Annotated in this window: 10 protein-coding genes; 5 read left to right on the top strand and 5 right to left on the bottom strand. The window is 67.1% G+C overall.

Going from position 1 to position 13643, the window contains the following annotated elements; translation table 11 throughout:
• Positions 1 to 192: 192 nt before the first annotated feature.
• Genes AC1GI4_RS05230 through AC1GI4_RS05220 form a run of 3 tightly spaced genes read left to right on the top strand, consistent with a single transcriptional unit; the run spans position 193 to position 4129 of the window.
• Positions 193 to 2631 carry a putative bifunctional diguanylate cyclase/phosphodiesterase gene (locus tag AC1GI4_RS05230; protein ID WP_479628810.1) on the top strand — a complete coding sequence of 813 codons (2439 nt, stop codon included), beginning with the start codon at positions 193 to 195 and terminating at the stop codon, positions 2629 to 2631.
• 44 nt (positions 2632 to 2675) lie between these two features.
• The gene (locus tag AC1GI4_RS05225; protein ID WP_479628809.1) at positions 2676 to 3593 is read left to right on the top strand and encodes a bifunctional helix-turn-helix transcriptional regulator/GNAT family N-acetyltransferase; all 918 of its coding nucleotides are present in this window, start codon (positions 2676 to 2678) and stop codon (positions 3591 to 3593) included.
• Positions 3590 to 4129 (top strand): GNAT family N-acetyltransferase, encoded by a 540-nt coding sequence (locus tag AC1GI4_RS05220; protein WP_479630353.1) that lies wholly within the window; start codon positions 3590 to 3592, stop codon positions 4127 to 4129. Before AC1GI4_RS05225 ends, AC1GI4_RS05220 begins: the two co-directional genes overlap by 4 nt.
• Positions 4130 to 4351: 222 nt before the next feature.
• Here the strand turns inward: AC1GI4_RS05220 and AC1GI4_RS05215 are convergent, their stop codons facing one another.
• The 3 genes from AC1GI4_RS05215 to AC1GI4_RS05205 are packed head-to-tail and all read right to left on the bottom strand — an operon-like array spanning position 4352 to position 8551.
• Positions 4352 to 5800 carry a TolC family protein gene (locus tag AC1GI4_RS05215; RefSeq protein ID WP_479628808.1) on the bottom strand — a complete coding sequence of 483 codons (1449 nt, stop codon included), beginning with the start codon at positions 5798 to 5800 and terminating at the stop codon, positions 4352 to 4354.
• A complete protein-coding gene (locus AC1GI4_RS05210; RefSeq protein WP_479628807.1) occupies positions 5797 to 6882 on the bottom strand; it encodes an efflux RND transporter periplasmic adaptor subunit in 1086 nt (361 codons plus the stop codon). The genes AC1GI4_RS05215 and AC1GI4_RS05210 overlap by 4 nt, the downstream gene beginning before the upstream one ends.
• Positions 6872 to 8551 carry an ABC transporter transmembrane domain-containing protein gene (locus tag AC1GI4_RS05205; protein WP_479628806.1) on the bottom strand — a complete coding sequence of 560 codons (1680 nt, stop codon included), beginning with the start codon at positions 8549 to 8551 and terminating at the stop codon, positions 6872 to 6874. Before AC1GI4_RS05205 ends, AC1GI4_RS05210 begins: the two co-directional genes overlap by 11 nt.
• A 197-nt stretch (positions 8552 to 8748) precedes the next feature.
• Here AC1GI4_RS05205 and AC1GI4_RS05200 point away from each other — a divergent pair, with 197 nt between their 5' ends.
• Positions 8749 to 9654 (top strand): hydrogen peroxide-inducible genes activator, encoded by a 906-nt coding sequence (locus AC1GI4_RS05200; protein ID WP_479628805.1) that lies wholly within the window; start codon positions 8749 to 8751, stop codon positions 9652 to 9654.
• A gap of 53 nt (positions 9655 to 9707) precedes the next feature.
• On the opposite strand, the gene AC1GI4_RS05195 is transcribed toward AC1GI4_RS05200, so the two are convergent.
• Both AC1GI4_RS05195 and AC1GI4_RS05190 read right to left on the bottom strand, forming a co-directional pair.
• Entirely contained in the window at positions 9708 to 11624 is a 1917-nt protein-coding gene (locus AC1GI4_RS05195) for a HAMP domain-containing methyl-accepting chemotaxis protein (protein ID WP_479628804.1), read from the bottom strand.
• A 442-nt stretch (positions 11625 to 12066) separates the two neighbouring features.
• Complete coding sequence (locus AC1GI4_RS05190) at positions 12067 to 13128, bottom strand: SDR family oxidoreductase (protein ID WP_433911110.1); 1062 nt, start codon at positions 13126 to 13128, stop codon at positions 12067 to 12069.
• A gap of 90 nt (positions 13129 to 13218) precedes the next feature.
• Between AC1GI4_RS05190 and AC1GI4_RS05185 the strand changes: the two genes are divergently transcribed.
• Positions 13219 to 13599: a winged helix-turn-helix transcriptional regulator gene (locus AC1GI4_RS05185; RefSeq protein WP_479628803.1), complete on the top strand. Its 381-nt coding sequence runs from the start codon at positions 13219 to 13221 to the stop codon at positions 13597 to 13599.
• Positions 13600 to 13643 lie beyond the last annotated feature (44 nt).

Here is a 13643-nt window from a genome sequence, read left to right as displayed (position 1 = left end):
ATTGACGCACGCGCGAAAATCCGGGCAGTGGCCCCCCGGGGAAGGCGGCGGGAGCGGGGAGCTCTGCGGGAAGGGTCGTCTTGTTTCCGTCACATCAAACCGGGTTGGGGACGGGTCGGCATGAAGGCCGCGAAGCTGTTATGGAACGTCAGCGCGTGCACGCTTTTTGGGGTATTGGTCCTGCTGGGACTGATGTCCGGAACGGCATCGGCCAAGGCGGTCGACCTGTACCAGAGCGTCTGTAGCGCGGCGCTGCCCGACGGCGCCACCGATGCCCGGATCATCCAGGCCCCCTATCGCTGCGGGGATCAGGCCCCGACGCGGGGCGAGGACTGGTTGTGGATCCGCCTCGACCCGGCTCCTCTGGCGGCGCTGCCCGCCGGGTGGGACCTGCTGATCGACCAGACCCGCTTCGACCGGATCGGCCTGTTGGTCGTGACCCGCGACGGCACGGTGCGCCGTTCGCTGTCCTATGACGAGCTGAAGGACCATTGGGCCCCCGGCGGGCTGCTGAAATTCGTGGTCGGGCCGCCGGGGCGTGACGTACGCGGCCTGTATATCGGCTTTCGGCACATTGACGACCTGTCGCTGATGCGCAAGGTCATCGCCCGGCCGCATAACGCCATGAACGGTGCGGATGTCGGCTGGCTGGTCCTGATGGGGCTGTTCACCGGCACGCTGCTGTCGGCGTTTCTCTATAATCTGGTGATCCATGCCGGGCGGCGGCCCGCCTTTCAACGCTGGTACCTGCTCTGGGTCTCGGTCGCGCTGGTCTATGGCCTGATGTGGACCAACGTCGCGGCCTTGGTCGTACCCTGGCTGATCGGGCCGGTCGTGGTGCGGATCTGGTTCGCGCTCGTCGGCCTGATGGTGGCCGCGTGCAACATGTTCTTCTTCTCGGTCATCGAGGACGGGATTCTGTCGCGTCGCGTCATCCGCGCGGGGCGCTGGCTGGCGATCGGCGGCGTGGTGTTCGGCGTGCTCGCCGCCGCCGATACCTGGTTCCCGCCCGTCCTGACCGACCGTCTGCTCAATTATGACATCGCCGCGACCTCGGCGCTGATCGCCTGGTCCTGCGTCGTCGCGGCGCGGCGGGGCAGCCGTGTCGTCTGGTTCTACATGATCGGCTGGAGCCCGGTCATTACCCTGTTCGTCTTGCGGCTCGCGCGCAACCTGGGCTTTGTGCGACAGAATGACGCGGTCGATATGGCGACCTTCCTGGCGTTGGCGTTCGAGGCGCTGGTCCTGTCGCTGGCTATCGCCGATCGATTCCGGCGCATCCGGCGCGAACTCGACCAGGCGCGCCAGCGTCGTGAGATCGACCTGGCCGAGACCAAGACGCTGCGCCTGGCCGCGCAGACCGACTTTCTGACCGGCCTGGGCAATCGCGCCGCCTATCAACAGCAGGCCACGGCCCTGATGAAGGCGTCCATCCCCTTCAGCCTGTTCCTGATCGACGTCGATTATCTGAAGGACGTGAACGATCGGCTGGGCCATGCCAGCGGTGACATGCTGCTATGTCATGTCGGGACCGCTTTGGCCGATGCCGTTCGCGCGATGGCGGATGTGCGCGTATCGCGGATCGGCGGTGACGAGTTCGCGATCCTGTGCCCCGGCTCGCTTCATAGCGAAGCCGAGCTGGCGGAGCGGATCGCCGCGATCCAGGGCGAACCATGGCACCCGCGCGACCGCACCCGAACCATGTCGCTCAGCATCGGGTCGGCGCGCTATCCCGACGATGCCGAGGCGCTCGACCTGCTCTATCACGATGCCGATCTGGCGCTCTACACCGCCAAGCGGCTGGGACGCGAACGCTATGTCCGCTACGATCCTTTGCAGCGCAGCCTTCAGGAATTGCAGATCGCCTTTGCCGGAGAAGCCGAGCAGGCCCTGGAGCAGGGTGAGTTCATCCTCTACCTGCAACCCATCGTCTCGTTGGAGACGGAGACGGTGTGCGGGCATGAGGCGCTGCTGCGCTGGAACCACCCCGAACACGGGCTGATGAGCCCGGATCGCTTCGCCGACGTGCTGGTCGCGGAGCGGATCGGCCTGCGCATCCAGGACCATGTCCTGGAGCTGGCACTGACCGCGCTGCGCGACCGGGGCGAGGGGCTGGGCGTGCTGTGCGTCAATTTCACCTCCGCGCAGCTGGCCGGGCCGCGATCGGCTCGCACCGTACTCGAACGGCTGGCCCATTACGGCGTCGATCCGGCGCGGCTTTGCGTCGAGGTGACGGAGGGGGTGATGCTGGACCGGGCGGCGGACAGCATCCTGTCCAGCCTGCGCATCCTGCACGACGCGGGCGTATGCATCGCGCTCGACGATTTCGGGACCGGCTATGCCTCGCTCGTCCATCTGCGGGACCTGCCGGTGGACCGGATCAAGATCGACCAGTCCTTCGTCGCCGGGCTGGACGAAACCGAGGGCGGCACGCTGCCCATCATCAGCGCGATCGTCGGGCTGGGCGTCGGCCTGGGCAAGGTGGTGATCGCGGAGGGTATCGAGTCCGAATGGCAGGCGGAGCGCCTGCGGCAACTGGGGGTTCGGCTGGGGCAGGGCTATCGCTATGGCCGCCCGGTCGCCCTGGCGCCGATCACCGAGGCAAAGCCGGTGTCGCAGCTCGTTTCGTGACGTGATACTTGACTCGGTCAAGCAATTTGGTCGAGCATGCGGTCATGGAGCATCCCGACATCACCGCCATCCGCCGGTTCAACCGCTTCTATACGCAGACGATCGGCGCGCTCGACGCGCGTTTCCTGGGCACGGAGGCCAGCCTGCCCGAGGCGCGCCTGCTGTTCGAGATCGCGACGCGCGAGCCGGTGACGGCCAGCGTATTGCAAGAGGCGCTGGGCATGGATGCGGGCTATCTCAGCCGCCTCGTCACGCGGTTCGAGACGCGCGGCTGGGTCATCCGGGTCCGCCGCGACGATGACGCCCGCGCCCGCGATCTGCGCCTGACCGAGGCGGGGCTCGCGGCCTTCGCCATGGTCGATCAGCGGCAGAGCGGCGCGGTGGATGACCTGCTCGCCACGGTCGAGGGGCAGGGGCGGCGCGATCTGGTCGAGGCGCTGACACGGGCGCGGTTGCTGCTCGATCCGTCGTCGGGTGGGCCGTTCGTCATCCGCCCGTTTCGCACCGGCGAGCCCGCGCTGATCGTGGCGCGCCAGTCGGTCCTCTATGCCGAAAGCCATGGCTGGGGCCGTGAGCTGGAGGTGATCGAGAGTGAGGTCGTCGCCGCGTTCCTGCGCGATCACGACCCCGCCCGCTCGCAATGCTGGGTCGCGGAGATCGACGGAGTGATGGCGGGGGCGGTGTTCGTCACCGACGAAGGGGAGGGTGTCGCGCGGCTACGGCTGCTGCATGTCGAGCCCTTTGCCCGCCGCCGGGGGATCGGCGATGCGCTGGTCGGGCGGTGCGTCGATTTCGCGCGCGAGGCGGGTTATCATAGGCTGACCTTGTGGACGCATACGGTGCTGGAAGCCGCCCGCCGCCTTTATGCGGCGCATGGCTTTCAATGTGTCGAGACGGCAATGCACGAGCATTTCGGCGTGCCGCTGCAGGGCGAGACGTGGCGGCTGGAGCTGGCGGCGTGACCGGCGGGCTGACCATCCGCCCGGCGACCGAGGCCGATCTGGACGCGCTGCGTGCGGTGATGGCGCTGTCGATCGATCGCGGGCAGGCGGGGGTGCTGAACCCGGCGCAGGTGATCGCCAGTCGCGCGGTGATGGGGCTCGATACGCAACTGGTGCGCGATGGCACCTATTTCGTCGTGGAGGACGCGGGCACGCCGGTCGGCTGCGGCGGATGGAGCCGGCGCGCGACGCTCTATGGCGGCGATCACAGCACGGCGCTGCGTGACCCGGCGCTGCTCGACCCCGCCACCGACGCCGCGCGCATCCGCGCCATGTACACCCATCCCGATCATGTCCGGCGCGGGATCGGCCGCATGATCCTCAACCGTTGCGAACTGGCCGCAAGGGCCGAGGGTTTCACCGCCGTCGAGCTGATGGGCACAGCGGGTGGGGTGCCCCTCTATCGCGCCTGCGGTTATCACCCCGTCGAGCGCGCCGATGCGGATGTCGACGGAGTGATCGTGCCGTTGACCCGGATGCGCAAAGAGCTGGACTGAGGGAGTGCTCTCGCCCTGTAAGTGCGCGAGCCAACGCCTTGTCCCAACCCTTATCCCGGCTATGCTGAAGCGAGATGACATGAAATGAACCCACCCCTCCCCTTCAGGGGAGGGGCCGGGGGTGGGGCGCTTCCACAGGCGCGGAGTCCGCGGCGATGCCCCACCCCAACCCCTCCCCTGAAGGGGAGGGGCTCAATTTGATTCAACGCAATGGCTATCCGGTCAAAGCTCCAGCCCCAGTGCCGCGCGGTCGGCGGTGGCGGCGGCCAGTTCGGCGCGGGCGGCGGCGATCCGGGCCTGGGCGTCGATCAGGCGGACGCGGGCGTCGTTCGCGGTTTCCTCGCGCTGGTTGACCAGGAAGAAGTCGCTCGACCCCAGCTCGAACCGCCGCCGCTCGGCCGCCGCCAGCCGTTCGGCCAACTGGCGTTCCTGCTCGGCGATGACGGCCAGCTTTTCGGCGGCGTCGACGCCGATGCTGATCCCCTCGACCTCGACCGTGATCTGGTCGCGCAGGAAACGACTGCGCGCCGATAGCGCGTCCATCTCCGCCTGCGCCTCGACGATCTTGCCCTTCGCCGCGCGGTTCTGAAGCGGCATCGAGAAGCGGAAGCCGACCGCCGCCTCCAGCGGAGTACGACTGGGGCCGCCCAGGCCGATGGGGCCGACATCCTTGCCCATCTCGCCGCGCAGGTCGAACCGGGGGCGCAGGTCGTTCTGCGCCAGTGCCAGACGCGCCGAACCCTGGTCGATCCGCGCCAGCAGCACTTGCAGGTCGGGACGCCGCTGCTCGAAATTCCGGCGGGCGGCAACCGTAACGCCCGACAATGCTTCTGCCCCGCCGGGCAGGCGCTCCGCCCCGACCGTCACCGGCTCGCCCTGGCCGTCGCGATAATAGAGCGAAAGGGCATTGGCCGCCGCCTGGAAATCCCCCTCGGCCCGGACGACCAGCGCCCGGCGACGAACGAGGTTCTGGTCGTTCTCCGCCAGCAGGATATCGGGCCGCGCGCCCAGTTCGACCTGACGCGCCAGCCCGCCGCGCCGGTTGAGCGACAGGTCGAGCAGGTCGCGATAGGCGCGCAGGCGCAGGCCCGCCGCGACCCAGTTCTGATAGGCGTCGATCGCGCGCCGCTGCACGCCGATCGCCACGGCCTCGCGTTCGAACCTGGCGATGTCGATATCGCCCGACGCCAAAGTGCGGCGCGTCCGGCGTTCGTCGACCAGCCGGTCGCGCAGCAGCGAATAGAGCGCGCCGACCTTCACCTCGCCCAGGCGGTTGGTGTAATTCTGGTCCTCATAGACCGGGAAGCTGCCCCGGCTGACGCGGTAGCCGCCATAGACATAGCCGCCATTGTTGGTCAGCGGACGGTTCGCGCTCGCGGCGGCGACGGTGCCGTCATAATAGCCGAGCGTGCGCGAGCGGCCCTCGGCCTCGAACACCGTGTCAAAGGCGCCGTCGGCGGTGATCGCCTTGCCCTCGGCGGAACGGATCTTGGCCAGCGCCTCGACGATCTGCGGTGCCGAGCGGGCGGAGGCGCGCAGCACCTCGTCCAGGGTCAGCGGCCCCGAACGGGGCACCGTCGCGGGGGCCGGGTTGGTCTCGATCCGCTGGGCCGAACCGGGCGCGGGCAGCGTGGCGACCAGCGCGGGGATGAGGATCAGCGCGCGGATCATTTCGGCTTGCCCGCCTTGGCCGCGATCTTCTTGTCGTCGTCCTTGGCCTCCTTGCCCTCCTTGCCCTCCTGCTTGTCGGTCGCGGTCTGGCCGAACTCCAGCGGGAAGTCGTTGAGCTGGCGCCAGAGTTCGTAGCCGACCGTGACCGTCTCACCCTGGACCCAGCCCTGGACCTTGCCGCCCAGCCGGACGAAGCGCCGCTCGGGCCATGCGGGCTTGCCGGGGGCCGGTTCGACCAGGATGCGGAACAACCCCTGCGCATTGGCATTGGGATCGATCGTGCGAACGCGACCGTCGAAAAAGCCATAGGCGACCGATGGCCAGCCGCTGAACTGGATGGCGGGCCAGCCCTCGAACTCCAGGCGCACCGGCCGGCCGGGGCGGAGCAGCGGCACGTCGCGACCGTCGATCAGCAACTCGACCGCGCGCTGCACCTCTTCCGGCGCGACCACCGCCAGCGCGGTGCCCGCCGAGACATAGGCACCGCCCGCCGCCGCATTCAGATTCTGGATGCGTCCGTCGCGCGGGGCCCGGACCAGCTGCGCCGACTGGCGGTTCAGCTGCACGTCGATGCGGTTCAGCTTGGCGCGCGATTCTGCCAGCTTGGCGCCCGAGTCCGCGACCTTGATCTGCGCCTGTTCATAATCGCGCCGTGAGGCCAGCCCTTCCGAATAGAGCTGTCGTGTCCGGTTGACGTCGATCTGGGCGACCGACTGCGACTGGCGAACCGAGGCGATCTCGGCCTCCACCTGCGCGCGCTCGGCGGCGAGGCGGGACAGCAGGTTGGGATCGAGGTCGATGATGCGTGCGATCGGATCGCCGCGCTTCACATGCTGGCCGTCATGGACATACCAGCGCTCGACACGGCCAGGCACCAACGCGGTCACGTCCTGTGCGCGGTCGGTCGGATCGAGCGAGACGACCTGGCCCCGCCCTTGTGCGGTCTGCAACCACGGCACGAAGAACAGGATGAAGATGACCGCCGCGATGCCGACGGTCAGGATCCAGGCGATGGCGACCGTCACCCGTGGCGGGCGCAGCGAGGAGAGGGTGCGGAAATGCGCGAGCTGGTCAGGCGACATCGGCGTCCTCCCGGCGATAGGCGGCCTGGAGGTCGGCGAGCTGGTCGAAACGACGCTGTTCGGTCAAGCCGAGATAGAGATAGCCGTCCAGTTCCATGTCCTCCGGGCGGCCGGTGCACAGCAGCACCGTCGTGCCATGCTCCTTCAACAACCGCAGCGCGGCGCGCAGCCGTTCGGGCGGCAACAGGTCGTAGAGTTGGCCGAGGAGCAGCAGCTTGGGACCGACCAGCAGCGCGTTGGCGAGCTTCAGCGCCATCGTCTCGCCGACGCTCAGCGGATAGCCGGTCGAACCGAGCGGCGTGTCCAGCCCTTGCGGCAAGCTGGCAAGGCGACGTTCGAGGCCGACCACCGCCAGCGCCTCCATCGCCCGTTCGGCCAGCTCGCCCGAGGCGAGGCGGAGATATTCGCGGATCGTGACCTCGACGATGGTCGAACGGTCGAGCACCGTCACGTCCGAGCGGAGGCGATACATGTCGAACGAGCCGAGATCGGCATTGCCGATCCGCACCAGCCCGCGATCGGGCAGCGAATGGCGCTTCAGCAGCAGGGCCAGCGTCCGCTCAGCCCCCGGCTCGGTCACGGTGACAAGCTGTTCCCCGGCCGCCAATGTCAGATTGTAGCGCGCGTCGTTGAACGCCACGTCGGTCAGCCTGACCGACCCGTCACGCGGGCCATTGTCGCCGCGCACCATCGGCTCCTGCGGAATGGCGAACAGCAGCGACAATTCTTCCGAGCTGGCGACCAGATCGTAGAACGTGTCGAGATACCAGCCGAACTGCGAGATGCCGTAGAAGACACCCGACAGGATCAGCTCGGCCGCGACCAGCTGGCCCAGCGAAAGCTGGCCGCGCAGGATCAACATGCCGCCCAGCAGCAGCAGGCCCGCGCTGGCAAAGGCATAGATCAGCAGGAAGGCGATCGTCTGCGCGAACTGATAGCGGAAATAGCGGCGATGCGTGTTGACGTAATCGGCGGTCATCGCCTCCGATCGGTTCATCGCAAAATCGAGATGGCGGAGCGACTTGTAGAAGCCGTTCGACCCGCCGACGCTCTCCAGCCAGCGCGCGGCATTGTGCTTGGCATGGCTGAGCGCCACCGCGCCGCTGATCGCACCGCGTCGCCAGAGCAGCCATACGACCAGGACCGCCGTGACCAGCACCGCGTTGAAGGCGAGGAAGACGGGGTGGTAGAAACTGGTGATGCTGAGCCCGATCACCGCCTGCAACACGATGGTGAAGGCGCCGATGACCAGGCTGGGGACCGATTTCTGAACGACCACCAGGTCGAAATAGCGGTTGAACAGGTCGCCGCGATTGCCGTCGGCGAAGAACGGGTCCTGGGCGTGGACGGCGCGGATCGTGACTTCGGCGACGACGCGCGAGAACAGCCGACGTTCGAACGCCGCCATGATCCACACCCTGAGCGCGCTGAGCCCCGCGACCATCAGCAGCAGCATCAGCAGCACGCCCGACAGCGCCCATAGGGGAGCGGGCATGGCGGTGTTGGCGACGCTGTTGATAAGGAGCTGGACCGAAATGGGGGTGGCGAGCGCCAGCAGGCTTATCGCAATGGTATAGACGATGCCCAGCCGGACATAGGCCGAATCAGGGCCGATGATCTGCGCCAGCCAGCCCACCGCATCCCGGAATCCCAATCGCTGTCCCGCCAAAACGCACCCCTTTTCCGTACGTTGGTCAGGCCGGAGTGGGCGACCGACGGCCACCATCACACCGCGCGCCTTCATGTTCCCCTCCATGAAAGGTACGCTTCGGCCTGATCCTTGTGAAGTCTTTGTAACGACATATCATGGCCGGCACCAATCGGAATTGCCGTGCCCGGGGTATAGAATGTGGCTATAGCATAGCGATGCTCACCCTGCGTCAGCTCGAATATCTGGTCACGATCGCGGACACGGGGTCCTTCGCGCTCGCGGCCCGCGTCGCCAATGTCTCGCAGCCGACGCTGAGCCAGCAGGTCCGCACGCTGGAGGAGCGGCTGGGCGCCCGGCTGCTGGAACGCAGCGCGACGGGCGCGATCCTCACCCCGCTGGGGCGCAGCATCGTGGCGACGGCGCGACGGATGTTGAGCGATGCCAGCGACATCGTCGCGCTGGCGGCAGGCTCGTCGGACAGGCTGACCGGCACGTTGAAGCTGGGGACGACGCCGACGCTGGGGCCTTATCTGCTGTCGCCGATCATCGCCGAGCTTCACCGCATGGCGCCGCGCCTGCGCCTGCATGTGCGAGAGGGCATTCCCGACGAGCAGATGCGGGAATTGTCGCGCGGCGATCTCGACGTCGTGCTGGGGCCGCTGCCCATGGCCGGGGACGATCTCACGATCGAGCCGTTGTTCCGCGAGCCGCTGCATCTGGTCGCCGCGCTCGACCACCCGCTCGACGCCGATACCCCGTCCGATCGCCAGCTCCTGGCAGGCAGCCCGTTATTGACGCTCGACCCGCGCCACCATCTCGCGCGACAGGCGGCGGAGGTCGCCGACCATTATGGCATGACCATCGCGCCGGATTATTACGGCACCAGCCTGGAAAGCCTGCATCAGATGGTGGCCAGCGGGCTTGGCCTGACACTGCTGCCCAGCCTGTATCTGCGATCCGAAGTGGGCGGGGCGGCGGGCCTGAAAATCCTGTCCGTCCAAGGCTGGCGCGCGCACCGTTCGATCGCCATCGCCTGGCGCCGTCAGTCGCCGATGAGCGTGGCCTTCAAGCTGATCGCCGACCATGTCCAGGGTCGCGCCCGGACATTGCTGGCGGGGTAGGGGCCTATGCCCCTCCCGCCATGGGAGGGGCAGTCCTCCAGTCGCAGCCTGGGTCAGGCCGCACGACCGAAATCGGCGTCCTCGCCGTCCGGGCCGCCGGTCGACAGGTCGAGCGCGAAGCCGCGCAGCCGGGCCTGCTGATCGGTGATGCCGTTCGCCTTGGCTGAAGCGCGGGACTGATTTGCGGCGGGCGCCGCGCCGCGTGCCGGAGCGGGCTTGCGGGTCGGTGCCGACCGCTGCGCGCCGTTCCGGACACGGAAGAATGCGATATTCGCCTGAAGCTCCTCGGCCTGGCTGGCGAGTTCCTCGGAGGTCGAGGAAATCTCCTCCGACGACGCGGCATTCTGCTGCGTCACCTGGTCGAGCTGCTGGATGGCGGCGTTGATCTGACTGGCGCCGATGTCCTGTTCGCGACAGGCGGCGCTGATTTCGGCGACCAGTTCGGCGGTGCGCCGGATGTCGGGCACCAGCTTGGAGAGCATTTCGCCCGCCTGTTGCGCGGCCGCCACCGTGTCGGACGACATGCCGCTGATCTCGCCCGCCGCCATCTGGCTGCGTTCGGCCAGCTTGCGCACTTCGGCGGCGACGACCGCGAAGCCGCGGCCATGTTCCCCGGCGCGCGCGGCCTCGACCGCGGCGTTCAGCGCCAGCAGGTCGGTCTGGCGCGCGATCTCCTGCACGATGACGATCTTTTCGGCGATGGTGCGCATGGCGACGACGGCCTTTTCCACCGCCTCACCACTGCGCTCGGCATCCTGCGAGGACTGGCGGGCGATCTTCTCGGTCTGGCTGGCATTGTCGGCGTTCTGCTTGATGTTGGCCGCCATCTCTTCCATCGAGGCGGAAGCCTCCTCGGCCGCCGCCGCCTGCTCGGTCGCGCCCTGCGACATCTGCTCCGACGAGGAGGAGAGTTGCTGGCTGCCCGAGGCGACATTCTGCGCGGCCAGCGTGGCGTCGCTGACGACCCCGCGCAGGCGCTCGATCATCAGGACCAGCGCGCGGCCCAGCACGTCCCTGTCCGATAGCGGCTGGTGATCGACGGTCAGGTCGCCCGCGGCGATCGTATCGGCCAGCTGGGCCGACTTGCGCAGATTGGCGGTCATGCGGATCAGTGCGTGTCCCAGAAGGTCCTTGTCGGACAGCGCCTTGTGATCGACGCTCAGGTCGCCCTCGGCGATGGCATCGGCCAGCTGCGCGCTCTGGCGCAGATTGGCGGTCATGCGGTTCACCGTGTCGACCAGATCCTTGATCTCGTCGTTGCTCGCCACCGCGACCTCCTGCTCGATATCGCCGATCGCCACCGCCTCAATCGCGACCGAAATCCGCCGCAGGCCCTGCGAGACGATCCGCGCGATCCACACTGCGCCGACCAGCGCGATTAGCAACGCCAGCCCGGAGATGAGGATCAGCGTGTTGCGCGAGCTGTCATAGATGGCGTCGGCATTCTGCTTGGCACCTGCCATGTCCGCCTTGGCATTCTTGACCAGGCGCAGCGCGCCATCGCTGATCTTGCCGACGAGTTCGCGCGATTTCGTCATCGACAAGGCGCCGGCCTCTTCATTGTGATTGGCCAGGCCCAGGCGACGAACCGTGTCGTTGACGGGCAGCCAGGCAGCATAGTCGTTGTTGATCTCTGCCCAGATCGGTCGCCCCGCGGGTGTGGCGGTCGCCAGCCCGGTTTCGATCAACGACTTCATCTCCGAACGGGCCCGCATCAGGTCGTCATCGAACACATGCATCTGTTGATCGTCGCTGGAAAGCGCGAGGTTCTTTTCCATGCGAACCGCGTAGCTGATACGCTCGTTCAGCGTTTCCGCACGGTCCAGCCGAACCACCGGACCATCGACGATACGGGTCGTCACGCTGTTCATTTCGTTCAACTTCGCGGCGGCAAGCACCGCCATGCCCAATAGCAGCGTCAGCACGATCGCGAAGGTTGCGCCCAGTTTGAGCTTGATGGTGGCCCGCATGATATTCCCCGTTTGTGACGTTGACCTGGGTCAAGAACGGCAAGGGGGTCACACGAAAAATTCTAATACTTTATAAAACGAACCGTCTATGATTTGTCATCATCCGACGGACAAAACGGCAAAGCCAGACACCGCTTCGAAAGGGGCAGCAAGACGGATTAATGATATATATTGGTATCTATTTGGTTCAATAAGCGGAACCATCGCGAAAATTTCGCCAAGCCCCCGCTCGCGTGAAAGATAACGTTACCGCCGTATCAAGCGGACGTGAGGGCGATCCAGCCTCCGATGCGAGACGAAATTTTTTTCCGAGTATCCATCACCGAGGCGACGGGGCTACCGCTTTGGGGCTGGTCGGGGGCTGCCGGTCGCGTAGCTACGCCCCCGACGCGGCGGGATTCGGCTATTGCTCGTCCCTCCCATGCAGCCCCGCCGCAAAAGCCTAGGGAATCAGGCGGTCGGCACGCAGCCGCTCGAACAACGAAAAGAACGCGTCGTCGGTTGGCTGATAGCCGGTGAAGCCCAGGCGCCTGCTCTTGGACATATCGGTCACCACTTCGATGGGGCGGCCGAGATCGGCATCGGTGTGCCAGGGGGAGGCAAGGCGGCCCAGATCGGCTTCGGCGAGCCCTTCACGCGCGGCAATCTCGCGCCACAGCGCTGCATCGCCCGCCATCTGCTGCTCCAGGGGCCGAACGATGCCGTCGAACGGCACCGCCTCGACCCCGAACCAGTCGGCGATACGGCCCCACATCCATTGCCAGCGAAAGACGTCGCCGTTGACGACGTTGAACGCCTCGTCATGCGCCCCCTCGGTCTCGGTCGCCCATAGGAGATGGCGGGCAAGCTGCCCCGCATCGGTCATGTCGGTCAGCCCGGACCATTGTGCGGCAGAACCGGGGAAGGTGAAGGGACGCCCCGTCTCGCGGCACAGGGTCGCATAGACCGCCAGCGTCGTGCCCATGTTCATGGCATTGCCGACCGCCAGCCCGATGACCGTGTGGGGACGGTGCACGCTCCAGGTAAAGCCGTCGCGCTTCGCGGCGGCGAACACCTCGTCCTCCTGCGCATAGTAGAAATTCTCGACGTCCAGCCGCCCCTGTTCCTCGCGGAACGGTGTTTGCGGCAACGTGCCTTTGCCATAGGCTTCGAACGGGCCGAGATAATGTTTCAGGCCGGTGACCAGTGCAACGTGGCGTGGGCCGGAGGGCCTGGGCAGTCCGTCCAGCAGGTTGCGGACCATCGCGGCGTTCACGCGGATATTCTCCGCCTCGCTGTCCTGCCGCGCCCAGGTCGTGATGAAAACCGCGTCCGGGTTCACTTCGCGCAGCGCCGTCGCCGTGGCATCCCGGTCCTGAAGGTCGGCCGCGACCGGCTCTACGCCCACTTGCCCCGTCGGTCGTCGGGCAAGGCCGTGAACCGTCCACCCCTGTTCCACCAAAAGCGCGGCGGTCGCGCTGCCGACGATCCCGCTGGCGCCCACCACCAATGCCGTCTTTGCCATAAAAGCCTCCTGTGTCAGGGGCATCAGCTAGGCATGGGTGGACAGCGGTTCCAGACGGCACCATTTGGTGCCCAAGGTCGGGAGATGTCGATGCAACCGGGAACGCCGGATCAGGAATGGCGTGAGGACTGCGCCCCGCGCCGGGTGCTGGAGTTGTTCGCGACCAAATGGACCAGCATGGTGCTGCACACGCTGCACGCCCGTCATGGCGGCGTCGCGCGAACCGGCGTGCTCCAGCGCAGCCTGCCCGGCATTTCGCAGAAGATGCTGACCCAGACGCTGCGCGATATGGAAGCGAGCGGGCTGCTGACCCGGCATGTCCGGGACACCGCGCCACCGATGGTCGAATATCGCCTGACCGATCTGGGCCAGCGCTTCGTCGAGCCGGTCGAGCTGCTCTATGGCTGGGGGCGCGACAATGCCGATGCGCTCGACCAGCTTGCCCCGCGGCCGAGCTCGCGACGGGCCTGACGACCGGCTTGCCACGGCCCGCTATCGGAGGCAGCGTGGGGACG

It is taken from the genome of Sphingomonas sp. 77B (genome assembly GCF_056497825.1).
This window is presented reverse-complemented; position numbering and strand designations above follow the sequence as displayed.